The organism is Hydrogenophaga sp. GW456-12-10-14-TSB4 (assembly GCF_059424305.1).
This window is the reverse complement of the sequence record NZ_JBWKZH010000048.1, coordinates 20083-46540: the sequence shown is the minus strand read 5'-3', so window position 1 is coordinate 46540 and position 26458 is coordinate 20083. Positions and strand designations below refer to the sequence as shown.

Here is a 26458-nt window from a genome sequence, read left to right as displayed (position 1 = left end):
GCGGGCGACGGTGCTGCCGTCGTGCGGGTATTCGGTGGTGTATTCCGGGCCCGAGGCGTCGCGCCATTGGCCCGCGAAATAGCTTTGCAGTGGGTCGGTCATGAGGGTCAGTGAGCCTGGGTGTAGAGGACGAGGGCGTCGATCTGGGTCAGCTCGCGCGGGTTGTTGGCGAGCAGCCGTTGCACGCCCATGGCGGCCTCGGCCAGCGTGGGCAGGTCGTTGGCGGCGATGCCCACGTCGCGCAGGCGCTGCGGGATCGGGGCCTGGGCGAGGTGCCGGGCCATCCGGGCGATGAAGGCCTCGGCCGCCGCGTCATCCCCCGTGCCGTGCAGCGACGGGTCGAGCGCCCGTGCGAGCTCGGCGTAGAGCGGGCCGGCCACGGGCAGGTTGAAGCGCAGCACCGGCGCCATGACCAGGGCGTTGGCCAGGCCGTGGGGCACGTGGAAGTGGCTGCCCAGCGGGTGGGCCAGGGCATGGATCGCGGCCACCGGCGCGTTGGCGAAGGCCATGCCGGCCAGCAGGGAGCCCAGCAGCATGCCCTCGCGGGCGTCGATGTCGTCGCCCTGGGCGATCGCGCGCCCGAGGTGGCGGTCGAGCAGCTGGAGCGCGCGCAGCGCCAGCGCGTCGGAAATGGGGTTCTTCAGGTGGCGGGTGGTGTAGGCCTCGATGGCGTGCACCATGGCATCGACGCCGGTCATCGCGGTGGGGGCGGGCGGCAGGGCCAGGGTCAGCTCGGCGTCGAGCACCGCCACGTCGGGGAACAGCAGCGAGCTGATGACGCCGCGCTTCTGGTGGTCCGGGGTGGAGACCACCGAGGTGGGTGTGGCTTCGGAGCCCGTGCCGGCCGTGGTCGGCATCTGAATCAGCGGCAGGCGCGGCCCGGTGGCGCGTTGCGGCCCATAGATGTCGGCCAATGGCTGTGGACTGGCCGCGAGCAGCGCGACCAGTTTGGCGGTGTCCAGCGAGCTGCCGCCGCCCAGGCCGATGACGGCGTCGGCCCCGGCAGCGCGGGCCGCGTCCACCGCGGATAGCACCACGTGCTCGGGCGGGTCGGCTTCGACCTTGTCGTGCACCGTCACGCGCAGCCCGGCCTCGCGCAGCGCGGCGACGGGGGCGTCGATCAGGCCCGCGCGGACCAGGCCGGCGTCCGTGACGACAAAGGCGTGCCGGGCGCCGCGCAGGAGCGGGGCGAGCCGCAGGGCCGCACCGCGTTCACAGACGATGCGCGGCGGGGTTTCGAATTGGAAGGCGGGCATGGAGCGGGAAAGGGAAGGCGAAGCAAGGCCCCTCGCCCTCGATCGGGCGATGTCGTTCACAGGCGAGGGGAGAGGGGGCGGCGCGCCCCCGGGCGATCAGTTGATGGTGATCTTGGTGCGCGTGATCAGCTCACCATAGGTCTTGTGGTCCTTGCGCAGCACGTTGCCCAGCTCGGCCGGGGTGGTGGTGACGCTCTCGAAACCCATGGCCTGCACGCGCTCGATGGAGGCGGGCTTCTTCAGGCTCTTGTTGATCTCGGCGTTGAGGCGGCGGATCACGTCGTCCGGCGTGCCGGCGGGGGCAAACACGCCGTGCCAGCCGCTGATCTTTTCCAGCTCGGGCAGGCCCACTTCACGGAAGGTCGGCACGTCGGGCAGGGCGGCGGCGCGCTTGGGGCCGATCACGGCGAGGGCCTTGAGCTTGCCGGCCTTCACGTGGATGGCGCTGCCGGAGTCGAAGGTGAAGTCCACCACGCCGGCCAGCAGGTCCTGGATCGAGGGGGCCAGGCCCTTGTAGGCGAGGTGTTCGGCCTGGGTGTCGGTTTCCAGGTTCAGCAGGGCGCCCGCCACGTGGGGGAAGGAGCCGTTGCCGGTGGAGGAGTAGTTCAGCTTGCCGGGGTTGGCCTTCATCTTCTCGACCAGGCCCTTGACGTCGCTCACGCCCACCTTGGGGTGCGCCAGTAGCGCCATGTTGAGGCCGGCCGTCATGGCCACGGGCGCGAAATCCTTGATCGGGTCGAAGGGCACCTTGTCCATCACGTAGGGGCCCAGCGTCAGCGTGCTGGAGGCCAGCATCAGCAGCGTGTGGCCGTCGGCCGGCGCGCGGCGCACGAACTCGGCGGCGATGTTGCCGTTGGCGCCCGCGCGGTTGTCGATCACCACCGGCTGGCCCAGGGCCTCGCCCATGTCCTTGGCCACCATGCGCGCAATGGCGTCGATGGTGCCGCCGGCCGGCACCGAGACCACGATGGTCACTGGTTTGGAGGGAAACGACTGGGCCACGGCGCAGGGCGCGAGCACCGAAACGATCAGGGCGGGGAGCAGCTTGCGGATCACGGGAATTACCTTGGTCTGGAGGGTGGAGGATGAGGGGATGTGAAGAAATTCTAGGGAGAGGGTCGGCGCTTCAAGCGCCTTTCTTGTTAACCTCCGGTTGACGATTTTCGCCTCCCCCACCCCCGGATCACCATGACCGTCTCCTCGCTCCTCAACGGCCGCCACTTCCAGATCTTCACCGCCGTGATGCGCAGCCGCGGGCTGGGCGAGGCGGCGCTCAAGCTCGGCATCTCCAAGGCCGCTGTGAGCAAGACCCTGGGCCTGATGGAGCGGGAAATTGGCGTCGAGCTGTTCACGCGCCAGGGTGGCCGGCTCGAACCCACCGCCGCCGCCCGCCGCCTGCTGCCGCGCGCCGAGCAGGCGGCCAACCATTTGGCCTGGGCGCTGGCCGAGGCCGCCACGCTGGACCAGGCCTCGAACCGCACGGTGACGGTGGCGGCGCACGCGCCGCCCCTGATCGCCATCCTGCCGGGCGCGATCCAGCGCTTCAAGCTCACGCACCCCCAGGTCAAGGTGCGGGTGCGGGTGGAGGGGCCGCCGGAGGTGCTGCGCCAGGTCGCTCACCACGAGGTGGATCTGGGCGTCACCAACCCGCCCGCGCCCAACACCATCAGCGCCGTTGAGTTGTGCGAGCGGCACACCATCTCGGAGGACCTGCTGGTGGTGGCCATGCACCGGCGCCACCCGCTGGTGGCCAAGGCGCTGGTGCGGCCCGAGGACCTGGTGGACACCGAGGTGATCGCGCTGCCCGAGGAATCGCCCACCTCCATCCTGGTGCGCGCCACGCTGCAGGAGGCCGGCGTGCTGGTCGGCCACGGCACCGTCGCCAGCACCTCGATGGGGGTGTGCGCGCTGGTGCAGCAGAACGTGGGCATCGGGCTGATCAACCCCATGCTGCTGTCCACCGGCATCTTCCCGGACATCGTCACGCGGCCCTTCCGGCCCCGCATCGAGCTCGGGACGGAGATCTACCGCTCGGCCATCCGCCCGCTCAGCGAGGAGGCCCAGGTGCTCGCCGGCTACATCGAGGAAGTGGCGCTGTCGCTGCCCGGCTCGCCCTCGTCGGGCAAGCCCCGGGCGCGCGCTTCCGCCGCGAAGTAGGGCCGGCCTCAGGCCGCGCGTTCCAGCCAGCCCAACCGCACCAGCCCGGTGGACAGGGCCGTGCCGCAGACGATGACGACGCCGCAGCCGATCATCCAGGGCGTGATGACCTCGTTGAGGAACACCGAGCCGTAGACCAGCGCGAACACCGGCACCAGGAAGGTCACCGTCAGGGCGCGGCTCGGGCCGGCCTTCTCGATGAGGTGGAAGAACAGGATGTAGGCGATGGCCGTGCACAGCAGCGCCACGGCGGCCACCGCGCCCCAGGCGGTGCTGCTCACCGGCTGGCTGGGCCACAGCAACAGGGTGGGAATGGCCAGGCCCAGGGCCGCGCCGATCTGGCTGCCGGTGGCGGTGGCCAGGGGGTGGGCGCCCGTGAGGTAGCGCTTGGTGAAGCTCGCGGCGATGCCGTAGAACAGGGTGGCCAGCAGGCAGGCGCCCATGGCGACCAGCGTTTTCGCGACGGGGCCGTCGCTCACCACGCCGGTGGCGCTGAAGCCGGACTTGCCGATCACCAGCAGCGTGACGCCGGCGAAGCCGATCGCCAGGCCCAGCATGCGCGAGCCGCCCGGCCGGTCCTTGAGCCAGAGCCAGGCCACCAGCGCGCCCGACAGCGGCACGGTGGCGTTGAGGATGGAGGTCAGCCCGGTGGGGATGTGCAGCACCGCGTAGGCGAACAGCGCAAAGGGAATGCCCGAGTTGAGCAGGCCGACGAACAGGATCAGTTTGGCGCGCGCACGGAAGTCGGCCCAGACGCCCTTGATCAGGAACACCGGCAGCAGGAAGAGGGCGGCGAGCGCGACGCGCAGGCCGGCCGTGGGCAGGGGGCCGAATTCGGCGCCGCCCAGGCGCATGAACAGGAAAGAGGCACCCCACAGGGCGGCCAGCAGCAGGAATTCCAGGGCGAGGGTGGGGCTCATGGCGTCAAAGTATGCATGGCGCCCCGGGCGTGCCGGCACGCGATTGATGCCGGATGGAGCGTGGATTGATGAGTGGAACGGCACAATGCCGTTCGTCGCGCCGCTTCACGCGCTGGCGGCGCCTTCGAGCGAGAGCAGCGCGGTTTTTCGCTCCAGCCCGCCCGCGTAGCCGGTGAGCGAGCCGTCGGTGCCCAGCACGCGGTGGCAGGGCACCACCACGCTCACCGGGTTGCGGCCGACCGCCGCCCCCAGCGCGCGCACCGCGGCCGGTTTGCCGATCGCCGCGCTCAGGCGCCCGTAGCTGGTGGTGGCGCCGGGCGCGATGCCCAGCAAGGCCTGCCACACCTGTTGCTGGAAGGGCGTGCCCATGCTCAGGTCCAGCGGCAGCTCGAACTGCAGGCGCTGCCCGGCGAAGTACTGCGTGAGCTGTTCGATGGCCTGGCGCAGCACCGGGTGCTCGGGGTCGCGGCGCCAGGCCGAGCTGTCCGGGCCGTGGCGCTGGCCATCGAACCAGACGCCGCTCAGGCCGCGCGGTGTGGCGGCCAGCGTCATGGCGCCCAGCGGGCCTTGCCAGGTGGTGAAGACGGTGAGGGGATCGTGTTTCATTCGGATGCTCCTGTGGATGAGACGACGTGGCCGGCCGACCAGGCGCGCACGACGGCGTAGCTGCGCCAGGGTTTCCAGGCCAGGGAGGCGGCTTCGGCCTCGCGGGCCGGGTGTTTGCTTTCGCGCACGCCCATGACCTTGTGCAGGGCCACGTCGCCGGCGGGGAAGGCGTCGGGCCAGCGCAGGGCGCGCATGGCGATGTACTGGGCGGTCCAGTCGCCGATGCCCGGCATGGCCTTGAGGGCGGTGAGGGTGGCGGGCACGTCGGCGCTGCCGTTGAGCACCAGGCCTTGCTCGGCCACGCCGCGCGCCAGGGCCACGATGGCGGCCTGGCGCTGGCGCACGATGCCGAGTTCGCCCAGGCCATCGCCTTCGGCCCGTGCCAGCGCGGCGGGCGTGGGGAACAGGCGGGAGAGGCCGGCGTGCGGCGTCTCGATGGCTTCGCCGAAACGGTTCACCAGCCGCTGCGCCAGCGTGCGCGCGGCGGCCACGGTGATCTGCTGGCCGAGCACCGCGCGCACCGCGAGCTCGAAGCCGTCGAGCGCGCCGGGCACCCGCAGGCCGTCGCCGGCCGGGAACGCGCCGTGCAGCACGGCGTTGATCGCCGTCGGGTCGGCGTCCAGGTCGAGCGCGGCGCGCAGGCGGTGGATCACCTGGGGCAAGACCTCGCGCAGGTCGTCGCTGACCCGCAGTTCGAGCTGGCAGCGTGCCTCGTCGAAACCGGCCACCATCCAGCCCTGGTGGGTGCGCCCGCCCAGCTCCATGCGCAGGGTCTGCCCCAGTTGCAGGCGCTCTTCGTCGACGAAGGCCACGCCGTCGATCAGGCGCTGGCGGAAGAAGCCCAGGGTGGCCGCCACGTCGTACGGCGGCCGGTAACCCAGCCGCACCATGGTGCCCTGGCCGGTGCCGCGGGGGGCCGTTTCGCGCCGTAGCTGGGTGGGGTTGAGCCGGTAGTGCGCCAGAAAGGCCGCGTTGAAGCGGCGCACGCTGGCGAAGCCGCTGGCCAGGGCGATCTGGGTGACCGGCAGGTCGGTGTCGGCCAGCAGCTGCTTGGCCGTGAGCAGCTTGCGCGTGAGCAGGTACTGCAGCGGCGAGACGCCCAGGCGGTCCTCGAACACGCGCCGCAGGTGCCGGTCGCTCACGCCCAGCCGGGCCGCCAGGCGCTCGCCCATCGCGCCGCCGTTGTCGTCGGGCCAGTGTTGCGGGTCGTCCAGCCACAGCGTGGCCTGTTGCAGGAGGATGGTGGAGGCGTCTTCGGTCGACCAGTGCCGCTCGCGCGGCGCCAGCTCGGGGCGGCAGCGCAGGCAGGGCCGAAAACCCGCCTGTTCGGCCTGTGCCGCGTGCGTGAAGAAGCGGCAGTTCTCGCGCCGGGGCGTGCGCACGCGGCACACCGGCCGGCAGTAGATGCCGGTGGAGGTCACGGCGGTGAAGAACTGGCCGTCGAAGCGCGCGTCGTGCGAGCACAGCGCGCGGTAGCAGGCGTCTTCGTCGATGCGGTCGGAGCGGTTCATGGCTGCCATGGTAGGCCGTTCGGACCGTCCTGACTGGTCGTTTCCGGACATGTGCCTCCGGCATCATGGGGACCCCCCTCCTACAATGCCCGTTTTGCCCGTCACGAGGAAAAACCCCCATGCAAGTTGCCGCGTCCATCTTCAAGGCCTACGACATCCGGGGCGTCACCCCCACCGCGCTGAACGAAGGCGTGGCCGAGGCCCTGGGCCTGGCCTTCGGCACCCGGGCGCTGGAGCTGGGTGAAAAGACCGTGGCGGTGGGCCGCGACGGCCGCCTGAGCGGCCCGGGGCTCTCCGCCGCGCTGATCCGCGGCCTGGTGGCCGCCGGGGTGGACGTGATCGACATCGGCCTGGCGACCACGCCCATGCTGTACTTCGCCGCCGCCACGCTGTGCACCAGCGGTATCCAGGTCACGGGCAGCCACAACCCCAAGGACTACAACGGTTTCAAGATGGTGCTGGCCGGCCGCGCCATCTACGGCGAGGACATCCAGGCCCTGCGCAAGACCATGGAAGCCGAGACGCACCGCCGCGCCGACGGCGGGCGGGTGCGCCTGATCAACGTGCAGGCGGCCTACCAGGCCCGCATCGTGTCCGACGCGAAGCTCGCGCGGCCCATGAAGCTGGTGGTGGACTGCGGCAACGGCGTGGCCGGCGCCTCGGCCCCGGCGATCTTCCGCGCGCTGGGCTGCGAGGTGATCGAGCTCTACAGCGAGGTGGACGGCAACTTCCCCAACCACCACCCGGACCCGAGCAAGCCCGAGAACCTGCAGGACGTGATCCGCACGCTGCGCGAGACCGACGCCGAACTCGGCCTGGCCTTCGACGGCGACGGCGACCGCCTGGGCATCGTCACCAAGGACGGCCAGACCATCTACCCGGACCGCCAGATGATCCTGTTCGCGCAGGACGTGCTCTCGCGCGTGCCCGGCGGCGACATCGTGTTCGACGTGAAGTGCTCGCAGCGCCTGGCCCCGGCGATCGAGGCGGCCGGCGGCGTGGCCCACATCTACAAGACCGGCCACTCGCTGATCAAGGCGCGCATGAAGGAGCTGGACAGCCCGCTGGGCGGTGAGATGAGCGGCCACATCTTCTTCAAGGAGCGCTGGTTCGGCTTCGACGACGGCACCTACGCCGGCGCGCGCCTGCTGGAAATCCTCAGCCGCAGCCCCGACGCCAGCGCGGTGCTCAACGCCTTGCCCACCAGCCACAGCACGCCCGAGCTCAACGTGGCCTGCGCCGAGGGCGAGCCGCACGCGGTGGTCGACAAGCTGGTCGCCCTGGCGAAGTTCGACGCCCCGGCGAGGCTCTCGACCATCGACGGCGTGCGCGTGGACTGGCCCGACGGCTTCGGCCTGATCCGCGCCTCCAACACCACGCCGGTGCTGGTGCTGCGCTTCGAGGGCCAGACCACCGAGGCGCTGCACCGCATCGAGGCCACCATGCTGGCCTTGCTCAAGCAGGCCAAGCCCGACGCCGTGCTGGGTGCCAGTGCGCATTGAGATGAGCCAAGGCGATCTGCTCGACCAGGTCACGGTGGTCCTGGTCACGTACCACAGCGCCCATTGCCTGGACGCGCTGGATGCGCTGCTTGCGCACTGCCCGCACGTGGTGATCTCGGACAACGGCAGCACCGACGACACGCCCTCGCTGGCGCGCGCGCGCTGGCCGCAGGCCACCGTGCTGGAGCACGGCCGCAACCTGGGTTTCGGTGCCGCGAACAACCGCGCCCTGGCCGCCACGCGCACGCCGCTGGCGCTGCTGGTCAACCCCGATTGCGAGGTCACGCCCGAGGGCCTGCGCGAGCTGGTGCGCGTGGCCAATGACATGCCCGAGGCCGCCATCGTGGCGCCGCAACTCGAAGGCGCGCCCGGGCGGCCCGACGTGAATTACCGCTGGCCCAGCACCGCCTGGGCCTCGCGCGGGCCCGGCGCCGAAGGGCCGGCCTGCGTGGGCTTCGTGGTCGGTGCGGCCATGCTGTTCCGGCTCTCGCGCTTCGAGGGCGTGGGCTTTTTCGACGAACGCTTTTTCCTGTACTACGAAGACGACGACCTCTGCCTGCGGCTGTTCCAGCAGCAGCGGCCCATCGTGGTGTGGCCGGCCGTGGCCGCCGTGCACCGCGCGCGCGGCTCGGTCAAGGGCAAGACGCCCTGGAAGAGCGAGTACCTGCGCGGCTACCACCACGCGCAGTCCAAGCTCATCTACACCGCCAAGCACCGCTCTCACGCGAAGGCGCGGCGCCAGCGCTGGACGGTGCTGCTGGGCACCACCGTGGCCCTGCCGCTGCGCGCGATCGCCTGGTCGCCGCGCCTGCTGGCGCGCATGGCGGGGCGCTGGATGGGCCTGGTGCGCTGGCGGCTGCGCGACTGAATCGCGCCGCGTGAACGTTTCCCCGGACAGAACCCCATGCCATCTCCGTACAAGGTCTACGACTGCATCACCTTCGACGGTGAAGACTGCCTGGAACTGCGCCTGCGCACCCAGTGGGACCGCGTGGACCACTTCGTGATCGTCGAGGCCGAGCTCACCTTCGCCGGCACCGCGAAGGCCTTGCAGTTCGACGCCGAGCGCTACGCCTGGGCCCGCTCCAAGATCCGCTACATCCCGCTGGGGCCCGAGGTCTTCGCGAGCTGCCAGACCGCCTGGGACCGCGAGCGCGTGCAGCGCAACGCGCTGCGCCGGGGCTACGAGGACGCGGCCGAACACGACGTGGTGATCATTGCCGACGTGGACGAGATCATCCGGCCCGAGCTGATCGGCCTCGTCGAACCCGGCACCGTCCAGGTCTTCGAGCTGCTGATGCTGTACTTCTACTGCGACTACCTCATGGTGTCGGAGCCGTTCTGGCGCAAGGCGGTGGCGGTCAACGGGGCTTACGCGCTCGCCCACGAGGCTGAAGACATCCGCAACGACGCGGGCTTGCGCGCGGCGGTGGAGACCGTCGAGGTGCGCGATGCCGGCTGGCACTTCAGCTACCTGGGCGGCATGGACATGATCGAGCGCAAGCTCGAACGCTTTTCGCACCAGAACCTCAACAAGCCGCGCTACAAGGACCGGGCGAAGAACCTGGCCCGCATTCACGCGGGCAAGGACATCTACCGCCGGGCCAAGCGCTGGGGCCGTGTGCACATGGGCGACTTCGGCAACTCGGTGGTGGCGCAATGGTTCGCGCAACGCCCCGAGCTGTTTTCGCCTGCGGCGATCCAGCCGGTGGGCAATGTGCACGCCTTGCTCGCCGCGCGCCGCGCCGCCGGGGGCAAGCCGTCGGCCTGGGAGAAGCTCCGGCTGCGCCTGTGGAACGCCTGGTGAGGCCGATTCAGCGGCGGCCGAAGCGCATGCTCAGCTTGAGCCGGTAGTACGGCAGCCGATCGGCCCAGCGCAGGTTCAACTGGGGCCTGGCGCGGTCGGGGTTGCGCAGTGCGGGCTGGATCAGGTGCCGGTCGAACAGGCCCATCACCACCTCGCGGTTGTAGAGCGCGGAATACCGGTCCCAGTGGCGGCGCCGGAGGTCCTGCGGGTCCAGCTTCTCGATGATGTCCACCAGCGAGCGCGCGTCGGTGTAGTAGAACCCGGCGTCGCCCAGCACATCGATGTGGTGCCGGTGCTTGCTGCCCGCGTAGGTGATCACCGGCTTGTTGCGGATCGAGAACTCGCCGCACGCCAGACCGAAGGATTCGCCCTGCAGCCGCGCGTGCAGCATGGCGTCGCAGGTGTTGATGAAACGCGTCTTGTAGACCATGTCGCTGCTGCCCGGCAGGAAGCGGGCGCGCGGGTGGTCCACGAAGGGAGCGATGTTGAGAAAGACGAACCAGGTGTCGGGCGAGCGCGCCAGCACCTGGCGCACCGCCTCGATCGCGCTGGGCACGTCGAAGCTGTGGGTGCCGCCGTGGCAGCCCAGCACCTTGGCCTGGGACGGTATGCCGAGTTCACCGCGAAGGTCGCCGTCCACATCGGGCAGCTCCACGATGTGCGGCACGCTGGGGATCTTGCCGTTCGCGCAGTGCCGGCTCAGCCACTCGGAGATGAAGGCGAACGAAGCGCCGTGCGCCTGCGCGGGGTGGGTCGGGAAGACCGCATGCACCATGGTCGGCACCGTGCGCGACCAGAGGCCGTCGTTCTTGCCGGCCTTGATGGCGTACAGCAAGTCGGCCTTGTGCCGGGCGAGCAGGGCATCGAGTTCGTCCGCCCGGCGGTAGCCCACCACCTCGAAACGCGCACCGAACTTGGCCAGGGCCTCGGAGCTGTTGTGCGGGCTGTCGGCGTTGTAGACCACCAGGCTGCGGTGGCCCAGCACGCTTTCGGCGTTCAGCGCGTAGTCGTACAGCGCGACCTCGGTGCCCCGGATCGACAGCTGGTTGGAGTGAAAGGCGATGGTTTTCGTCATGGGCTTGCGCGGCGCCCCGGACGCGGGGGGACGGCCGCCATCAGCAGCACGGACATCAGGATGAAGAAGTGGTTCTCGGTGGACAGCCAGAACGAACTGTGCGTCATGTTGGCGGCCAGCAGCACCGCCAGGAAACCCATCATCAGCGCGCGGCGCGGCGTGTCTTCGCGCCAGGCCTGCCGGGCGATGGCGAACACGAACCACAGGAACAGGGCCAGGCCGATCAGGCCTTGCTCGAACAGGAAGAAGGCGAACTGGTTGTGCGGGTGCACGCAGACCACGGCGCACCACGAAGGGTCGGTGAAGTGCGCCGGCGCCAGCACCGGGTAGGACGCGGTGCCGTGGCCGAGCACAGGGTGTTCCAGCGCACTCTTCAGCGTGTAGCGGTTCATCTCCACGCGGGCGCCCGCGGAGGTGACGGGGACCGTGATGCGGCTGTTCTGCGCCTCGATCCAGGCCTCGTTGACCCGCGACCGCAGCTGGGTCGAGGTGGTGAAGGTCACGGCCATCACGGCGGCCAGGACCAGCGCCGCGAGGGCCAGCCGGCGCGGGCGCAGGCCGACCGCGAAGAGCGCGAACACCACCAGGGCCAGCAGCAGGGCCAGGTAGCCGGTGCGACCCGAGGACAGGAACAGCACGCTGATCGCCGCCAGCGCGGCCACCACGGCCGCGAGCACCGCACGCGCCCGCGTGGGCGCGCGCACCGCGTGGTGCAGGGCCATCACGGTGAAGAACGACATCAGGATGCCCTGCGCGATGCGGTCCTTGAACACCGTGTGGTCCTCGCCGAAGCCCTGGTTGTGCGTGCGCGTCCAGGCAAAGTCGAACCAGACGTTGAGCCAGGTCACCGCCAGCGTGAACAGCATGGCCAGCGCAAAGGCCTGCCCGCAGCGGCGGCGGGTGGCCGGGTCGCCGAGCAGGCCGATGAAGATCGGCACCCACAGCAGCTTGGCGTATTTGCCCAGCGCCGCGCCGGTGAGCGACAGGTCGGCCGGCGACCACAGGGCCGCGACCGCGATCCAGGCGAACAGCGCCAGGGCCGGCGGCGCCAGGGGGTTGCGCAGCGCCTGCCCGGTGTCGCGCAACGAGCTGCCCCAGAAGCAACCCAGCAGCCAGAACACCAGGGTGAGCAGCAGGCCGACGTTGGCCAGCGCGACCGACATCGGGAAGGCGAAGAAGACCAGCACGAGCGAGGCCTGCGCGCCCCGTTGAAGGAAGGAGGAGGGGGTCATGGGGCGGTGGCGGGGCCTTCGTAGCCGGCCATCAGCAGGGCCCAGTCGGCTTCGGCCCAGTGGTACGGGGTGACGCGGGTGGCTTCCTTGCGCAGCGAGCGCAGCAGCCGCGCCAGGTTCTTCGGCTTCCAGTCGTCGCCCGTGCGCACCTCGCATTTGTCGAAGTCCACCACCCAGGCCTGGCCGGTGCGGTCGAGCAGCAGGTTGTGGGCGTTCAGGTCGGAATGGAAGACCTGCCGGTCGTGCAGTTGCCGGATCGCGCGGCCCAGGGCCTGCCAGTCGGCCGGCGCCAGCGAGCGCCGCTGCAGCGCCTGCACCACGTTCGCGCTGCCCGGGATCAGGCCGACGAGGATGTCCGCTTCATAGAACAGCCCGGCGCGCGGCCAGTGGCTCGCCGCCACCGGCTCGGGCACCGGCAGTTGCCAGGAGCGCATCAGGCGCAGCAAGGTGAATTCGCGCATCGCGCGGCTGTCGTGCGGTGCGGCGCGCCAGAAGCGGTCGTGGCTGAGGCGGGCCATCAGGCCGCCGCGCCGGTAGTGGCGCAGAACGTAGGCGTGCTCACCCTCGTGGACCAGCATCGCCTGCCCGCGACCGCTGCCGGTGGCCAGGGCGGTGCCGCCCACATGGGCGATCGGGTCGAAGTGGTGCGCCGAGACCTGGCTCAGGTGGTGGGGGTCGAACCAGCAGGTGCGGCCGGCGCTGACCGCGGTGCGCACGTGCGAGATGTTGTCGGTCTGCGCCGGCTGCCAGAGCGGCCGCACGACGGCCAGGGTGCGCGCCGAGGCGCCCCGGTTGCGGGCGATGAGTTCGCGCGCGGCGTCGGCCCGGCGCTGCCAGGTCTCGGGCTGCACCAGCCAGCGCTGCACCGCCGCCGCGAGTTCGCGCGCGCTGCGCACGCACTCGCCGGCACCGCTGCGCGCGATTTCCTCGAACAAGGGCGCCGCATTGTGGACGTGCGGGCCGAACAGCACCGGCTGGCCGACCGACATCGGCTCCAGCGGGTTGTGCCCACCCACCGGCGCGAGCGTTCCACCCACGAAACACAGCGAGGCGTGCTGGTACCAGTGCATGAGCTCGCCCATGGCATCGACCAGCAGCACCTGGGTGCCTGGCGCCACCACCTGCCCGCTGCTGCGGCGCACGAAGGCCAGGCCGCTGTGCTGCAGGTGGTCCGCGACCTCGTCGAAGCGCTGGGGGTGGCGCGGCACCAGCACCAGCAGCCAGCTCGGGTTGACGGGCGCGAGCTCCCGCCAGATCGCCAGCCAGGCGACTTCGTCGCCTTCGTGCGTGCTGCCTGCCACCACCAGGGTGCGCTCCTGCAGCTCGGGCGGCAGCGCCACGCGGGCCGCCGGCACGGCGACGTCGAACTTCAGGTTGCCGGTCTCGTGCAGGCGCGCCGGGGGCACGCCCAGCTCGCGCAGGCGCTGGGCGCTGGCGGTGTCGGCGGCGGCCACGGTGAGCTGCGGCCAGACCGGGCGCATCAGCCCCGGCCAGCGCCGGTAGGTGCGCGCCGAGCCTTCGGAGAGGCGCGCATTGACGAGCGCCACCGGGATGGCATGGGCCCGGCATTGCAGCAGCCATTCGGGCCACAGTTCGCGCTCCACCAGGATCAGCAGCCGGGGCTGCAGCCGGTTCAGGAAGCGGGCGACGGCGCCGGGCGTGTCGATGGGTGCATAGACGTGGCGGATCTGGTCGCCCCAGTGGGCCTGCAGGGCGCGCGCGCCGGTGGGCGTCTGGGTGCTGACGACCACCGCGTGGGCCGGCCATTCTTCGAGCAGGGCGTGCAGCAGCGGCTGCATGGCCTGCACCTCGCCCACCGAGGCGGCGTGGACCCAGATGCAGCCGAGCTGCTCGGGGTCGACAGGGATGAAGCCCAGGCGGTGCCGCAGGTTCTGGCGGTAACCGGGCTCACGCCGGCCACGCCACCACAGCCAGCCCAGCAGGGGCGCGGCCAGCGCACGGCTGAGCAGTCGGTACGCCCGATGGGGCAGGGAGACCGGGCTCAGCGCCAATGGTCGGCGACCCATTGGGCCGGCAGCACCCGCCGGTACCACTTGCCGCTCACGCCGGCAATGACATCGGGCGGGTTGGGTTTGCCATGGAACACGATGATCTTGGCGCCGGGCGGCACGGTGGGCGGCGAGAACCAGCCCATGATGCCCCGGCGCATGCAATGGCGCTTGAAGCTGCGGCACCAGGCCTCGGGCCAGTAGCTGACCTTGCCCTGCCGGTTGAGGTAGCCGGTGATGTATTCCTGCTCGTTGCGCACGTCGGCGATCGACTCGGGGTAGCCCTGCTTCAGGTGCTCCAGGGCGTCGGCGTGCGCGCCGATGGTGTAGAGGTAGCACGAGGTGTTGCCCGTGCCGTCCTTCTTGTCCCATTCCTTGATGACGATGAAGGTGCCGGGCTGGTCGAAGAACTCGTCCAGGCTGTCGACGATGACGATGTCCAGGTCGAGAAAAAGCGTCTGGCCGGTCAGGTCGTACAGCGGGTCGGCGAAGCTGGTGAGCTTGAGCCAGCCGTGGCCGAAGCTCCAGGGTTTGCGCTGGTCGAATTCGTCGAAACCCACCGCGGGGATGGGTTTGACCTCGACGGCGGGATGGATGCCTTCGCCGTCGTCGGTCAGGCAGACGAAGCGGAACGGCCGGTGCAGGTGCCGGGACACCATGCTGTGGAGTTTGTTGACGTACTCGGGGCCGTACTTCTTGCCCCATTTGATGCACAACACGTTGACGGTCTGCATGGCTTCCTCTTCTGCGGTGCTTCCTGTCGGCTGGGGCCGACTTGGCGGTCGAGTGTAGCGGAGCTCACTTCGCCAGCAGCGAATCGATGGGCAGCAGGTCTTCGGGCAGCAGGGCGCCGCTGGCCTGGCGCAGGCGCAGGCTGCTCAGCAGCACGTTGTAGCGCGCCTGGGCCAGGTCGCGCTTGGTCTGGAACAGCTGGCTCTGGGCATTGAGCACGTCGATGTTGATGCGCACGCCCACCTGGTAGCCCAGGCGGTTGGCGTCCAGCGCGCTCTGGCTGGAGGCTTCAGCGGCCTGCAGGGCGCGGACCTGGCCCTGGCCCGAGACCACGCCCAGGTAGGCGCTGCGCGTGGAGAGGTCCACGCCCCGGCGCGCGGCTTCGAGGTCGGTGCGGGCTTTTTCTTCCAGGGCCAGCGTTTCCTTCACGCGGTTCTGCACCGCGAAGCCGGCGAACAGCGGCAGGTTGAACTGCACGCCCACGCTGGCGGTGTTGGTGCGCACGTTGCCGGCGACGGGCAGGGTGGTCATGGGGCCGCGCGCCACCTGGTACTGGCCGACCAGGTCCAGCGTGGGCTTGTGCCCGGCCTCGGCCTTGCTGGTCTCCAGCTGGGCGATTTCCAGGTTGCGGGTGGCCTGCAGGATGCTCGGGTGCGTGCCGGCGTTGCGGTCCACCCAGGCCTGCGGGTCGGCCGGCAGCAGCTCGGGCAGGGTCACGGGCGCGGCCAGCGGGCGGGGCTCCACGGCCGGGCGGCCCACCAGCTGGTTGAGCGCGAGCTTCTTCACGCGCAGGTCGTTCTCGGCCGCGATTTCCCGCGCCAGCACCAGGTCGTACTGGGCCTGCGCTTCGCGCGAGTCGGTGATGGTGGTGGTGCCGACCTCGAAGTTGCGCTTGGCCGCGGCCAGCTGCTCGGCCACCGCGGTCTTCTGCGCCTGCACGAAGGCCAGCGTGTCCTGCGCCGCGAGCACGTCGAAATAGGCCTGCGAGGTGCGCACGATCAGGTCCTGCTCGGCCAGGGTGAGCCGGGCCTTGGCGATGTCGGTGCTCAGTTCGGCCTGCTCGTTGGCGATCCGGTTGGCGGGGCGGTAAAGCGGCTGGCTGGCCGAAAGCGTGGCGCTCTGGTTGTTGCTGTTGCCGTCGAGTGCGCTGTAGTTGCTGACCTCGCGCCGCGCCCAGGTCGCGGCGGCACCCAGCCCGGCCTGCGGCAGCAGCCCGGCGCGCGCCTGGGCGGCCTGGGCCAGGGAGGCGTCGTACTGCGAGCGGGCCGACAGGTAGGTGGCATCGAACCCGCGCGCGGCCTCGTACAGCTGCACCAGGCTCTGAGCCTGGGCACCGGTGGTGAGCGAACCCAGCGCCAGCATGACCGCCAGCGGCAACAGCGGGCGGTTGGCAGACGTTTGGCGAGCGGACGAAGCTGCTTTCATGCGGTGTTCCTTGGAGCGGGGCGGAGGTGCGGAGAGACTCGCGAGAGAGGCAACCCCCCCAGGGGCATCCAGGGTCCGGCTTTGCCGGCCCGAGATGCCGTCCCCCCTCGAAGCGCCGAAGGCGCGCCACGGAGGGGGGAAGCCGCGAAGCGGCGCAGGGGGGAGTTTCATTTCAGTACACCGGCACGCCAGGGTCGCGCTGCTGCGACCAGGCATGGATGCCGCCGTCGATGTTCACGACGCGGGTGAAGCCGTTGCCTTCCAGGAACTGCACTACCTGCGCGCTGCGGCCACCGTGGTGGCACAGCACGGCGATCGGCTGGTGCCGGTCGAGTTCCAGCAGGCGCGCCGGCACCGTGCGCATCGGCATGGCGCGCAGCTCGAAGCCCTCGGGCTTCACGGAGGCGGTCTGCAGTTCCCAGGGCTCGCGCACGTCCAGCACCACGGGCAGGGCGTCGGTGGGGACGGGGTCGGCGGCCTGTTGCAGCCAGTCGGGCAGTTGGGCGGGGGTGATCGACTTCATGGCGGCGGTCCGTGGTCGTTGAAGGGGGGCCGGGTTCAGAACCGGAAGCGCGAAGGCTCGGGGAAGTGGCGCAGGCGGGGGGCGACGGTGTCCCAGGGCTGGGCGGTCTGGAAGGCCGCTTCGCCGGTGCGGGTGACGATGGTGGCGCGCATCATGGGCTCGAATCCGACGATGGCGGCCAGGCGGCCGCCCGGGGCCAGCAGCGTCAGCAGGGCCGACGGGATCTCGGCGACCGAGCCGCTGAGCACGATGGCGTCGAACGGCCCACCGTCCTTGCAGGCCGCAAAGCCGTTGGCGGCCGCGTCGGCGCAGCGCACCTCGGCGTTGCCGATGCCGGCCTTCTGCAGGTTCTCGCGCGCCAGGCGGGCCAGCGCCTCGTCGATTTCGATCGACACGACGCGCTGCGCCAGGCTGGCCAGCATCGCGGCCATGTGGCCGCTGCCGGCGCCGATTTCCAGCACCTTGTCGGTGGGCTTGAGCATCAGGTCCTGCACCAGGCGCGCCTCGACCCTGGGCGCGAGCATCACCTGGCCGTCCACGGCCGGGCTGCTCAGGGGCAGTTCCATGTCGGCGAAGGCCAGCGACCGGTGCGCGGCGGGCACGAACTGCTCGCGGTGCACGCGGTCCAGCAGGTCGAGCACGCGGGCGTCGAGCACATCCCAGGGGCGGATCTGCTGCTCGATCATGTTGAAACGGGCCTGGCTCAGGCTGAGGGCGGAGGAAGTGGTCATGGCATGAACTCGTGGAAAACGGGTTGCGGGAAAGCGGGGAACCGCAAGATTCTAAGGAGTGGACTCCCGGGGAGCAGGGGGGGGTATCGACAGGCCCAGCCGGCGGCGGAACCAGGCGGCGAGGTCGTCCATGTAGCAATAGACCACCGGCACCACCACCAGGGTGAGCAGCGAGGAGGTGATGACGCCGCCAATGACAGCCTGGCCCATGGGAGCGCGCTGTTCCGAGCCTTCGGTGAGCGCGAACGCCAGCGGCACCATGCCGAACACCATGGCCAGCGTGGTCATTAGAATGGGGCGCAGCCGCACGCGCGCGGCCAGCAGCAGGGCGGACTCGCGGTCCATCGGCGGCTCGCCGGCACGGCCTTCGCGCGCGCGGATCGCGAAATCGACCAGCAGGATCGCGTTCTTGGTCACCAGGCCCATCAGCAGCACGATGCCGATGACCGAGAACATGCTCATGCTGGAGCCGAACATGAGCAGGGTGAGCGCCACGCCGATGAGGGTGAGCGGCAGCGAGGTCATGAGCGCCAGCGGCTGCAGGAAGCTCTGGAACTGGCTGGCCAGGATCATGTAGATGAAGATGATGGCCAGGGCCAGCGCCGAGACGGCATAGCCGAAGGACTCCTGCATGTTCTTGGTGGAGCCGCCGAACTCGTAGCGGTAGCCGGGCGGGAAGGCGATGGCATCGAGCACCTGCCGGATTTCCGCCGAGACCTCGCCCGGCGAGCGGCCGTAGACGTTGGCGTTGATCGACACCTCGCGGTTGAGGTTGCGGCGGTTGATCTGGTTCGGGCCGGTGGCGTCCACCACGTCGGCCACCTGGCCCAGGCGCACCACGCGCGCCGTGCCGTCGGCGGCGGTGCCGACCACGAAGGGCAGTTGCTCCAGGTCGCTCGCGCGTTCGCGCCCGCCGGGCGCCAGGCGCACATTGACGTCGTAGCTCTGGCCGTCGGCCGCCCGCCAGTTGCCCACCGTGGTGCCGGCCACCAGCGTGCGCAGGCTGGCGCCCACCGTGCTCACGCTCACGCCCACGTCGGAGGCCAGGTCGCGCTTCATCTTCACGTCCACCGTCGGCTTGTTGGGCTTCACGCTGGCGTCCAGGTCGACCAGGCCGACGATGGGGCGGATGCGCTCCATCACCGTCTGCGTCAGGCGCTCCAGCTCGGCCAGGTCGTCGCCCTGCAGCGAGAACTCCACCTGCTTGTTGCCGCCCACCGCGTCGAGCAGGCCGACGTGCGTCACGGTGATGCCCGGCACGCTGCGCAGCCGCTCGCGCAGGCGCGCCGACATCTCCACCGCGCTCAGCGTGCGCTCGTGCCGGTCGGTCAGGCGCACATAGATGCTGGCGTACATGGCGCCCTGGGCGTTGCCGGTGTTCAGCGTGGACAGGGTGTACTTCACCTCGGGGAAGCTGCGCAGGATGCCCTCGACCTCGCGCGTCTTGGCCTCGGTGGCCTCCAGCGAGGAACCCACCGGCGTGTGAAAACTCAGCGAGGTCTCGGAGAAGTCGGCCGTGGGCACGAACTCGGTGCCCAGCAGCGGCAGGATGAACAGGCTGCCCACGAAGGTGGCCAGCGCCAGGCCCAGCGTGGCCAGCTTGTGCTTGAGCGACCAGCGCAGCGTGCCCTGGTAGGTGTGGCTCAGGTCGTCCTGGAAGCGGTCGAACCAGCCGGTCACGCGGCCGATGGTCCGGTCGTAGAGGGTTTTCGGGCCGGTGCCGGGGTGGCCGTGTTTCTCGATCTCCGGGTCGTGCCAGACCGAGGACAGCATGGGGTCGAGCGTGAAGCTCACGAACATCGAGATCAGCACCGCCGCCACCATGGTGATGCCGAACTCGTGGAAGAACTTGCCGATGATGCCGCCCATGAAGCCGATGGGCAGGAACACGGCCACGATGGACAGCGTGGTGGCCAGCACCGCCAGGCCGATCTCCTGCGTGCCGTCCATGGCCGCGTCGAACGGGCGCTTGCCCATCTGCACGTGGCGCACGATGTTCTCGCGCACCACGATGGCGTCGTCGATCAGCAGGCCCACCGAGAGCGTGAGCGCCATCAGCGTGATCATGTTGATGGTGAACCCGAACAGGTTCATGAAGAAGAAGGTGCCGATGAGCGCGATCGGCAGCGTGAGGCCGGTGATGACGGTCGAGCGCCAGGAGTTCAGGAACAGGAACACGATCAGCACGGTGAGCACCGCGCCCTCGATCAGGGTGCGGCGCACGTTCTCGACCGAGACGCGGATCGGCCGCGAACCATCGGCGATCTGCTCCAGCCGCACGCCGGGTGGCAGCTCCGCGCCCAGCGCGGCCACGGCGGCCTTCAGGCCGTCGGTCACGGCGATGGTGTTCTCGTCCTGCGCCTTCTGCACCTGCAGCAGCAGGGTGCGCTGGCCGTTGTAGAGCGCCAGGCTTTCCACTTCCTGCGTGCCGTCGCTCACGCGCGCCACCTGGCCCAGGCGCACCGCCTGGCCGCCGCGGCGCGCGACGATGATGTGCTCGAAATCCTGCGGGTTCTGCAGCCGCGAGAGCAGCTGCACCACGCGCTCGGCCTCGCCGGCCTTGAGCGTGCCCACCGGCAGGTCCTGGTTCTCGTTGCGCACGGCGGCGTTGACCTGCTCGGGGGTCACGCCCAGCGCTTCCATGGCGGAGGGGTCGAGGTCGATGTTGACGGCGCGCCGCGTCGCGCCCACCAGCGTCACCGACCCCACGCCGCGCACGTTCTCCAGCCGCTTCTTGAGGACCTGTTCGGCCCAGGTGGTGAGCTCGACCGCACTCGGTGTCTTGCCGTCCGCCGCCTGGGGGATCACGGCCACCGACCAGATCGAGCGGCTGGCGGGATCGAAGCGCAGCACGCGCGGTTCTTCCACCTCGTCGCGGAACACCGGGCGCAGGATGGCGATCTTCTCGCGCACGTCCTCGGCCGCCTTGCGCCCGTCCACCGTCAGCTGGAATTCAATGATGACGAGCGACTGGCCTTCGTAGCTGCGCGAGGTCAGGGTGTTGACGCCGGCGATCGCGTTGACCGCTTCCTCGACCTTCTTGGTGACCTCGGACTCGACGATCTCCGGCGAGGCACCCGGGTAGGCCACCTGCACCACCACCACCGGGAAGTCGATGTTGGGGAACTGGTCGACCTGCAGGCGCTGGAACGAAAACAGGCCCAGCACCACGAAGGCGATCATCACCATCGTGGCGAAGACCGGGTTGCGCAGCGAGACCTGGGTGAACCACATGGTGGGGCGCGCTCAGTTCGTGGTGGTGGCCTGGCGCACGGCCGTGCCTTCGCGGATGGCGCCGGCCTGGGCGCTGAGCACCTGTTCACCCGCCTGCAGGCCTTTCACCTCGCGCATGGGCTCGCTGCCGCGCAGGCCGGTGGCGCCGCCGTCCAGCACCAGGTGAGCGATCTTGCCTTCGCGCACCACCTGCACATAGGGTTGGGGCTTGTCGTTGCGCACCGAGGACTGCGGCACCGCCAACGCGTTGACCGCGCCGGTGACGATCTGCCCCTGCGCGAACAGGCCCTGGCGCATGCCCTCGGCGGCCGGCACACGCAGGTACACCAGCACGCTGCGGCTGCCCGCCTGCACGCTGGGGTTGATGCGCGAGACCGTGGCCTGCACCGGTTCGGCCAGGCCTTCCACGCGCAGGTTCGCCGTCTGGCCCACTTTCACCGACACCGCGTCGGCCGGGGTGATGGCGGCCGCCATCTCGAAGGCCGAGAGGTCCACCACGTCGAAGACGCGGGTGTCCACACCCACGCGCTCGCCGTTCTGCACCAGGCGGGCCGCGATCTGGCCCGAGAGGGGCGAGCGCAGCGTGGTGTCGGCCAGCGCCTTCTTCGCGATGTCCAGCGCAGCCAGCGCGGCCTGGTGCGTGGCCTCGGCGCCGCTCAGGTTGGCGGTGGCCGTCTCCAGCGCGGTGGCCGAAATGAAGCCCTGGCGCACCAGGGCCTGGTTGTTGTCCAGTGTGCGCCGGGCGATCGCCACCTGCGCCTGGGCCGATTCGGCCTGCCGCGCGGCCTGGCGCACGCGCGCGTCGGCCTCGGTGCTGTCGATGCGCGCCACCACCTCGCCGGCTTTCACCGCGTCGCCCTCGCGCTTGCTCAGACCCTGGATCTCGCCGGCCGTGCGGGCCTTGATCGACGCGGTCTGCAAGGCCTGCACCGAGCCCGAGATGGCCACCGTCTGCGTCAGCTCGAGCGCCTGCACGCTCACCACGTCGTTCGCGGAGAGCGTGTACACCGGGGCGGTCTTGAGCGCCTCGGCGGCGGCGCGGGCCGTCTCACCCTGCGTCTTGCGCTTGTCCAGCGCGCGCACCACGCCCAGGCCGACACCGAGCACCAGCAAGGCCAGCAACAGCCATTTGATCCAGGTCGAGCGCGAGCGGGGAGCGTTCATGGTGGCGTGGGGGCGGGGGCGAGCATGCCGTGCAGCAGCAGGTCGACCTGGTTGTCGATGAAGCGGATCGGGTCGAGCGACCCGTTCGCGGCGCAGCAGGGCGCCATGGAGTGTTTCCACATCAGCACGAAGATCATGGGAGCGATCAGGCTGTAGATGGTGTGGTCCATGTCCAGCGGGCGGAACTCGCCCCGGTCGATGCCGCGCTGCAGGATGCGCCGGATCAGGGCGTTGCCCGGTTCGATCACCTCCCGCTGGTAGAAGGCCGCGATCTCGGGGAACATGCCGGCCTCGCTCATCACCAGCTTGGTGATGCCGGAGGCCGGCGTCATGCCCACGCGCTCCCACCAGGTGTGCAGGCAGTAGCGCACCAGCTCGGCGCTGCCGCCCTCGAAGTGGTCGAGTTCCTCGTTCCACTCGGGGAAACGCCCGGCGAGGTTCTCGCGCACCACGGCCTTGAAGAGTTCTTCCTTGCTCGGGAAATACAGGAACAGCGTGCCCTTGGACACGCCGGCGCGGGCGGCCACCTCTTCCACCCGGGTGGCGGCAAAGCCTTTTTCCACGAAGAGCTGCAGCGCCGCATCCAGCAACTCGCCCGGCCGCGCCTCCTTGCGCCGGGCGCGGCGTTGACGCGGCTCGGCGTCGGTTTCGAGGCTGATCGGGGCGGGGGCAGACATGGAGAGCTTATTAATGACCGGTGGGTTATTAATATACCCTACCCCCCACCCCTATCGGTGGCATGCGGCCACCGGTGGCCGGCTCAGGAAAACGCCTGGATGCCCGTGATCGCGCGGCCCAGGATGAGGGCGTGGATGTCGTGCGTGCCCTCGTAGGTGTTGACCACCTCCAGGTTCACCAGATGGCGTGCCACGCCGAACTCGTCGCTGATGCCGTTGCCGCCCATCATGTCGCGCGCCAGGCGCGCGATGTCCAGCGCCTTGCCGCAGCTGTTGCGCTTGAGGATGGAGGTGATCTCCACCGCGGCCGTGCCTTCGTCCTTCATGCGGCCCAGGCGCAGGCAGCCCTGCAGGCCCAGGCTGATCTCGGTCAGCATGTCGGCCAGCTTCTTCTGGATCAGCTGGTTGGCCGCGAGCGGGCGGCCGAACTGCTGGCGGTCCAGCACGTACTGGCGGGCGCGGAAGTAGCAGTCTTCGGCCGCGCCCAGCGCGCCCCAGGCGATGCCGTAGCGCGCGCTGTTGAGGCAGGTGAACGGGCCCTTGAGGCCGCGCACCTCGGGGAAGGCGTTCTCCTCGGGGCAGAACACCTCGTCCAGCACGATCTCGCCGGTGACGGAGGCGCGCAGGCCGACCTTGCTGTGGATGGCCGGGGCGCTCAGGCCCTTCATGCCCTTTTCCAGGATGAAGCCGCGGATCGAGCCTTCGTCGTCCTTGGCCCAGACCACGAACACGTCGGCGATGGGGGAGTTGGTGATCCACATCTTGGCGCCGGAGAGGCTGTAGCCGCCGGCCACCTTCTTGGCGCGCGTGACCATGCTGCCGGGGTCGGAGCCGTGGTTGGGTTCGGTCAGGCCGAAGCAGCCGATCCACTCGCCGGTGGCGAGCTTGGGCAGGTACTTCTGCTTCTGCGCTTCGGAGCCGAATTCGTTGATCGGCACCATCACCAGCGAGCTCTGCACGCTCATCATCGAGCGGTAGCCCGAATCCACGCGCTCGACCTCGCGGGCCACCAGGCCGTAGCAGACGTAGTTCAGCCCGCTGCCGCCGTAGGCCTCGGGAATGGTCGGGCCCAGCAGACCGAGCGAGCCCATCTCGCGGAAGATGGCGGCGTCGGTCTTCTCATGGCGGAAGGCCTCGGTCACGCGCGGCAGCAGCTTTTCCTGGCAGTAGCTGTGCGCGGCGTCGCGCACCTGGCGCTCGTCGTCGCTCAGTTGCTGGTCGAGCTGGAACGGGTCTTCCCAGCTGAAGCGGGCTTTGGTCGGGGTCATGCTTGTCTCCGGTGGTCGGGTGGCGATGCCGCGATTGTCGGCGGGCCATGAATACCTGTCTAATATCGTTGGTGTATTCATCGATATAAATTTCAGATTCATGGAATTCCGCCACTTGCGCTATTTCCTGGTGCTGGCCGAAGAGCTGCACTTCGGCCGCGCGGCCCAGCGCCTGGCCATCACGCAGCCGCCGCTCTCGCTCAACATCCAGCAGCTGGAGGCCTCGGTCGGGGCCCAGCTGTTCACGCGCAACAGCCGGGGCGTGCAGCTCACGGCGGCGGGCCAGGCCTTCGTGCCGGCCGCGCGGGCCTTGCTCGACCAGGCCGGCCAGGCCGCGCGCGAGGCGCGCGAGGTGGCCCAGGGCCTGGTCGGCAGCTTGCAGATCGGGTTTGCGGGCACGGTGCTGTACCGGGGGCTGCCACAGATCCTGCAGGGGTTCGCGGCGCGCCATCCGCGCCTGCGCCTGGTGTTGCGCGAGATGAGTTCGAGTGACCAGCTGATCGATCTCATGCACGAGCGGCTGGACCTGGGCTTCGTGCACACCACGCGCGTGCCGGCGAGCTTCTCGCAGATCCTGGTGTCGAGCCAGCCTTTCGTGGCCTGCCTGCCGGTGGGGCATGCGCTGGCGCGGCGGCGGCGGGTGTCCTTGGTGAAGCTGCAGGGGGAGCCGTTCGCGGTGGTGTCGCGCGCGGTCTCGCCCGATTACCACGAGCGCATCCTGGGCCTGTGCGCCGATGCGGGCTTTTCGCCCGAGATCCGTTACGAGCTGCGGCACTGGCTCAGCGTGGTGTCGCTGGTGTCACAGGGGCTGGGCGTGGCGCTGGTGCCGGCGGCGCTGCAGCAGGCCGGCCTGCCTGGCGCGGTGTTCGTGCCGCTGGATGTGGAGACCCCGCCGTACGACACGCACTGTCTCTGGAAGACCGACCGCGATCAGGCGGCGTTGGCGGCATTCCTGGACGCGGTGCGGGCCTTTGCCCAGCCTTTACAGTGAGGCGTCAACCCATGGAGAACACGATGAGCGACAAACAGGTGCTGGTGCTGGGCGGTGGCTGCTTCTGGTGCACCGAGGCGGTCTACAAGGAAGTGACCGGGGTGACCGATGTGGAGTCGGGCTACAGCAACGGCGAGGTGCAGCAGCCGAGCTACGAGATGGTGTGCACCGGCACGACCGGCCACAACGAGGTGGTGCGGCTGGAGTACGACCCGACGCAGGTGACCACGCGCGAGATCCTGGAGATCTTCTTCGTGATCCACGACCCGACCACGCTCAACCGGCAGGGCAACGACGTGGGCACGCAGTACCGCAGCGGCATCTACTTCACCACGGCCGAGCAGCAACGGGTGGCGCAGGCGCTGATCGACGAGCTGACGAAGGACGACGCTTTTGGCCGGCCGATCGTCACCGAACTCGAGCCTTTGCTCAATTACTGGCCGGCCGAGGCCTACCACCAGGACTTCTTCGAGCGCAACCCGCACCAGGGGTATTGCATGGCGGTGGCGGCACCCAAGGTGGCCAAGTTCCGCAAGACTTTTGCTCGGTTGTCCAAGTAGCCTTTTCGTTCTTCGACCTCGCGGGCGCAGGGGCGCTTGGCGCTCTGCTCCGCGGGTGTCCCCCGAACCGGCTTCGCCGGTTCTCCTCCTTTACCCCGCTGCGCAGAACGCCAAGCACCCCCGCGCCAGAGAGAGGGTGGCGCACAACGGTGGACCGCCCCAACCGTAGAGAAAGAATCAGCGCCCAGGCCGCCAACGAGGCCACAAGACGATCACCGCCAGACCCAGCAGCACCAGCGCCGCCGCGCCCAACTTCCAACCGGGCAACGACTCCCCGAGAGACAGGGCGGAAGCGCCCATGCCGAACACCGGGATCAGCAGCGCCAGCGGTGTGACCGTGGCCGCCGGGTGGCGCGCCAACAGCCAGTTCCACACACCGTAGCCAAACAGCGTGTTCCCCACCGCCTGCCACAGCACGCTGGCCCACACCAGCGTGCCCGCCTGTTGCAGGCTGCCCGTGATGGCCTGCGGGCCCTCGATCAGCCACGACAGCGCGAACAGCGGCGGCACCGCGAACACACTGCTCCAGACCATGAAGTGCAGCATGTTGACCGGCCCGAGCGACTTCACCACCAGATTGGCCAGCGACCAGAAAAACGCCGCGCTCAGCACCAGGCCCATGCCCAGCAGCGTGACCGAGGCGTCCAGATGGGCCGCGATCACCCCCAGGCCGGCCAGCGCCAGCAGCAAGCCCACCACCTGGAAACCGCGCACACGCTCGCCCATGAGCCACAGCGACAGGCCGATGGTGAAGAACACCTGCAACTGCACCACCAGCGACGCCAGCCCGGGCGAGATGCTGCTGCGCATCGCCAGGAACAGCAGACCGAACTGGCCCACGCCCAGCAGCACGCCGAAGGCCGCGATCTTGCGCCAGGGCGCGGTCGGTCGAGGGATGAACAGCAGCCAGGGCAGGGCCGAGAAGGCGAAGCGCAGCGTGGCGAACAGGAACGGTGGCAGACCGTCCAGGCCCCAGCGGATCACCACGAAGTTCGTGCCCCAGACGAACACCACCGAAAGGGCGAGGAGCAGGTGGGAGATGGGCACGGTGCGGTGTGAAGCGGGGAGACCGGCAGTG

The 26458-nt window shown here is 69.8% G+C and carries 23 protein-coding genes; 6 read left to right on the top strand and 17 right to left on the bottom strand.

Going from position 1 to position 26458, the window contains the following annotated elements; all coding sequences use genetic code 11:
* Positions 1–107 precede the first annotated feature (107 nt).
* Both AC07ZS_RS21030 and AC07ZS_RS21025 read right to left on the bottom strand, forming a co-directional pair.
* Positions 108–1256, bottom strand: coding sequence for an iron-containing alcohol dehydrogenase (locus AC07ZS_RS21030; protein ID WP_494800473.1), 1149 nt, complete (start codon positions 1254–1256; stop codon positions 108–110).
* A 96-nt stretch (positions 1257–1352) separates the two neighbouring features.
* Positions 1353–2312, bottom strand: coding sequence for a Bug family tripartite tricarboxylate transporter substrate binding protein (locus AC07ZS_RS21025; RefSeq protein WP_494800472.1), 960 nt, complete (start codon positions 2310–2312; stop codon positions 1353–1355).
* A 132-nt stretch (positions 2313–2444) separates the two neighbouring features.
* On the opposite strand from AC07ZS_RS21025, the gene AC07ZS_RS21020 reads away from it, so the two are divergent.
* Complete coding sequence (locus tag AC07ZS_RS21020; protein WP_494800471.1) at positions 2445–3413, top strand: LysR family transcriptional regulator; 969 nt, start codon at positions 2445–2447, stop codon at positions 3411–3413.
* Positions 3414–3421: 8 nt separating this feature from the next.
* On the opposite strand, the gene AC07ZS_RS21015 is transcribed toward AC07ZS_RS21020, so the two are convergent.
* From AC07ZS_RS21015 to AC07ZS_RS21005, 3 genes are all read right to left on the bottom strand, one after another.
* Positions 3422–4333 (bottom strand): DMT family transporter, encoded by a 912-nt coding sequence (locus tag AC07ZS_RS21015; protein WP_494800470.1) that lies wholly within the window; start codon positions 4331–4333, stop codon positions 3422–3424.
* Positions 4334–4438: 105 nt separating this feature from the next.
* Positions 4439–4939 carry a methylated-DNA--[protein]-cysteine S-methyltransferase gene (locus tag AC07ZS_RS21010; protein ID WP_494800469.1) on the bottom strand — a complete coding sequence of 167 codons (501 nt, stop codon included), beginning with the start codon at positions 4937–4939 and terminating at the stop codon, positions 4439–4441.
* Positions 4936–6450 (bottom strand): DNA-3-methyladenine glycosylase 2 family protein, encoded by a 1515-nt coding sequence (locus AC07ZS_RS21005; protein ID WP_494800468.1) that lies wholly within the window; start codon positions 6448–6450, stop codon positions 4936–4938. Before AC07ZS_RS21005 ends, AC07ZS_RS21010 begins: the two co-directional genes overlap by 4 nt.
* Before the next feature lie 119 nt (positions 6451–6569).
* On the opposite strand from AC07ZS_RS21005, the gene AC07ZS_RS21000 reads away from it, so the two are divergent.
* Genes AC07ZS_RS21000 through AC07ZS_RS20990 form a run of 3 tightly spaced genes read left to right on the top strand, consistent with a single transcriptional unit; the run spans position 6570 to position 9759 of the window.
* Positions 6570–7952, top strand: a complete 1383-nt coding sequence (locus tag AC07ZS_RS21000) for a phosphomannomutase/phosphoglucomutase (RefSeq protein WP_494800467.1) — start codon at positions 6570–6572, stop codon at positions 7950–7952.
* Between the two features lies 1 nt (position 7953).
* Entirely contained in the window at positions 7954–8820 is an 867-nt protein-coding gene (locus tag AC07ZS_RS20995) for a glycosyltransferase family 2 protein (RefSeq protein WP_494800466.1), read from the top strand.
* Between the two features lie 36 nt (positions 8821–8856).
* Entirely contained in the window at positions 8857–9759 is a 903-nt protein-coding gene (locus tag AC07ZS_RS20990) for a glycosyltransferase family 17 protein (RefSeq protein ID WP_494800465.1), read from the top strand.
* A 7-nt stretch (positions 9760–9766) separates the two neighbouring features.
* On the opposite strand, the gene AC07ZS_RS20985 is transcribed toward AC07ZS_RS20990, so the two are convergent.
* From AC07ZS_RS20985 to AC07ZS_RS20935, 11 genes are all read right to left on the bottom strand, one after another.
* Entirely contained in the window at positions 9767–10834 is a 1068-nt protein-coding gene (locus AC07ZS_RS20985; RefSeq protein WP_494800464.1) for a glycosyltransferase family protein, read from the bottom strand.
* A complete protein-coding gene (locus AC07ZS_RS20980; protein WP_494800463.1) occupies positions 10831–12066 on the bottom strand; it encodes an O-antigen ligase family protein in 1236 nt (411 codons plus the stop codon). The genes AC07ZS_RS20985 and AC07ZS_RS20980 overlap by 4 nt, the downstream gene beginning before the upstream one ends.
* Positions 12063–14093, bottom strand: a complete 2031-nt coding sequence (locus AC07ZS_RS20975) for a 3-deoxy-D-manno-octulosonic acid kinase (protein WP_494800462.1) — start codon at positions 14091–14093, stop codon at positions 12063–12065. Before AC07ZS_RS20975 ends, AC07ZS_RS20980 begins: the two co-directional genes overlap by 4 nt.
* Positions 14069–14809: a glycosyltransferase gene (locus AC07ZS_RS20970; RefSeq protein WP_494800461.1), complete on the bottom strand. Its 741-nt coding sequence runs from the start codon at positions 14807–14809 to the stop codon at positions 14069–14071. The genes AC07ZS_RS20975 and AC07ZS_RS20970 overlap by 25 nt, the downstream gene beginning before the upstream one ends.
* A 64-nt stretch (positions 14810–14873) precedes the next feature.
* A complete protein-coding gene (locus AC07ZS_RS20965) occupies positions 14874–16232 on the bottom strand; it encodes a TolC family outer membrane protein (protein WP_494800460.1) in 1359 nt (452 codons plus the stop codon).
* Positions 16233–16404: 172 nt separating this feature from the next.
* Complete coding sequence (locus tag AC07ZS_RS20960) at positions 16405–16755, bottom strand: rhodanese-like domain-containing protein (RefSeq protein WP_494800459.1); 351 nt, start codon at positions 16753–16755, stop codon at positions 16405–16407.
* A gap of 35 nt (positions 16756–16790) precedes the next feature.
* A complete protein-coding gene (locus tag AC07ZS_RS20955) occupies positions 16791–17486 on the bottom strand; it encodes a protein-L-isoaspartate O-methyltransferase family protein (RefSeq protein WP_494800458.1) in 696 nt (231 codons plus the stop codon).
* A gap of 51 nt (positions 17487–17537) precedes the next feature.
* Positions 17538–20720, bottom strand: a complete 3183-nt coding sequence (locus AC07ZS_RS20950; RefSeq protein ID WP_494800457.1) for an efflux RND transporter permease subunit — start codon at positions 20718–20720, stop codon at positions 17538–17540.
* Between the two features lie 12 nt (positions 20721–20732).
* Positions 20733–21884, bottom strand: coding sequence for an efflux RND transporter periplasmic adaptor subunit (locus tag AC07ZS_RS20945; protein ID WP_494800456.1), 1152 nt, complete (start codon positions 21882–21884; stop codon positions 20733–20735).
* Positions 21881–22561, bottom strand: a complete 681-nt coding sequence (locus AC07ZS_RS20940; protein WP_494800455.1) for a TetR/AcrR family transcriptional regulator — start codon at positions 22559–22561, stop codon at positions 21881–21883. Before AC07ZS_RS20940 ends, AC07ZS_RS20945 begins: the two co-directional genes overlap by 4 nt.
* An 83-nt stretch (positions 22562–22644) precedes the next feature.
* On the bottom strand, positions 22645–23829 hold the full coding sequence (locus AC07ZS_RS20935; RefSeq protein WP_494800454.1) for an acyl-CoA dehydrogenase: 1185 nt from the start codon (positions 23827–23829) through the stop codon (positions 22645–22647).
* 100 nt (positions 23830–23929) lie between these two features.
* On the opposite strand from AC07ZS_RS20935, the gene AC07ZS_RS20930 reads away from it, so the two are divergent.
* Positions 23930–24820, top strand: a complete 891-nt coding sequence (locus tag AC07ZS_RS20930) for a LysR family transcriptional regulator (RefSeq protein WP_494800453.1) — start codon at positions 23930–23932, stop codon at positions 24818–24820.
* 23 nt (positions 24821–24843) lie between these two features.
* Positions 24844–25380 carry a peptide-methionine (S)-S-oxide reductase MsrA gene (gene msrA / locus AC07ZS_RS20925; RefSeq protein WP_494800452.1) on the top strand — a complete coding sequence of 179 codons (537 nt, stop codon included), beginning with the start codon at positions 24844–24846 and terminating at the stop codon, positions 25378–25380.
* Between the two features lie 177 nt (positions 25381–25557).
* On the opposite strand, the gene AC07ZS_RS20920 is transcribed toward msrA, so the two are convergent.
* Positions 25558–26427, bottom strand: coding sequence for an EamA family transporter (locus AC07ZS_RS20920; protein WP_494800451.1), 870 nt, complete (start codon positions 26425–26427; stop codon positions 25558–25560).
* Positions 26428–26458: the final 31 nt, after the last annotated feature.

Bases quoted from the DNA above. Each gene is read 5' to 3' on its own strand.
- AC07ZS_RS20960 (WP_494800459.1), bottom strand. From the start codon at position 16,755: ATGAAGTCGATCACCCCCGCCCAACTGCCCGACTGGCTGCAACAGGCC.
- AC07ZS_RS21005 (WP_494800468.1), bottom strand. From the start codon at position 6,450: ATGAACCGCTCCGACCGCATCGACGAAGACGCCTGCTACCGCGCGCTG.
- AC07ZS_RS21020 (WP_494800471.1), top strand. From the start codon at position 2,445: ATGACCGTCTCCTCGCTCCTCAACGGCCGCCACTTCCAGATCTTCACC.
- AC07ZS_RS20945 (WP_494800456.1), bottom strand. From the start codon at position 21,884: ATGAACGCTCCCCGCTCGCGCTCGACCTGGATCAAATGGCTGTTGCTG.
- AC07ZS_RS21015 (WP_494800470.1), bottom strand. From the start codon at position 4,333: ATGAGCCCCACCCTCGCCCTGGAATTCCTGCTGCTGGCCGCCCTGTGG.
- AC07ZS_RS20935 (WP_494800454.1), bottom strand. From the start codon at position 23,829: ATGACCCCGACCAAAGCCCGCTTCAGCTGGGAAGACCCGTTCCAGCTC.
- AC07ZS_RS20940 (WP_494800455.1), bottom strand. From the start codon at position 22,561: ATGTCTGCCCCCGCCCCGATCAGCCTCGAAACCGACGCCGAGCCGCGT.
- AC07ZS_RS20970 (WP_494800461.1), bottom strand. From the start codon at position 14,809: ATGCAGACCGTCAACGTGTTGTGCATCAAATGGGGCAAGAAGTACGGC.
- msrA (WP_494800452.1), top strand. From the start codon at position 24,844: ATGAGCGACAAACAGGTGCTGGTGCTGGGCGGTGGCTGCTTCTGGTGC.
- AC07ZS_RS21010 (WP_494800469.1), bottom strand. From the start codon at position 4,939: ATGAAACACGATCCCCTCACCGTCTTCACCACCTGGCAAGGCCCGCTG.
- AC07ZS_RS20950 (WP_494800457.1), bottom strand. From the start codon at position 20,720: ATGTGGTTCACCCAGGTCTCGCTGCGCAACCCGGTCTTCGCCACGATG.
- AC07ZS_RS20955 (WP_494800458.1), bottom strand. From the start codon at position 17,486: ATGACCACTTCCTCCGCCCTCAGCCTGAGCCAGGCCCGTTTCAACATG.
- AC07ZS_RS20980 (WP_494800463.1), bottom strand. From the start codon at position 12,066: ATGACCCCCTCCTCCTTCCTTCAACGGGGCGCGCAGGCCTCGCTCGTG.
- AC07ZS_RS20975 (WP_494800462.1), bottom strand. From the start codon at position 14,093: ATGGGTCGCCGACCATTGGCGCTGAGCCCGGTCTCCCTGCCCCATCGG.
- AC07ZS_RS20995 (WP_494800466.1), top strand. From the start codon at position 7,954: ATGAGCCAAGGCGATCTGCTCGACCAGGTCACGGTGGTCCTGGTCACG.
- AC07ZS_RS21030 (WP_494800473.1), bottom strand. From the start codon at position 1,256: ATGCCCGCCTTCCAATTCGAAACCCCGCCGCGCATCGTCTGTGAACGC.
- AC07ZS_RS20930 (WP_494800453.1), top strand. From the start codon at position 23,930: ATGGAATTCCGCCACTTGCGCTATTTCCTGGTGCTGGCCGAAGAGCTG.
- AC07ZS_RS20965 (WP_494800460.1), bottom strand. From the start codon at position 16,232: ATGAAAGCAGCTTCGTCCGCTCGCCAAACGTCTGCCAACCGCCCGCTG.
- AC07ZS_RS20990 (WP_494800465.1), top strand. From the start codon at position 8,857: ATGCCATCTCCGTACAAGGTCTACGACTGCATCACCTTCGACGGTGAA.
- AC07ZS_RS20985 (WP_494800464.1), bottom strand. From the start codon at position 10,834: ATGACGAAAACCATCGCCTTTCACTCCAACCAGCTGTCGATCCGGGGC.
- AC07ZS_RS21000 (WP_494800467.1), top strand. From the start codon at position 6,570: ATGCAAGTTGCCGCGTCCATCTTCAAGGCCTACGACATCCGGGGCGTC.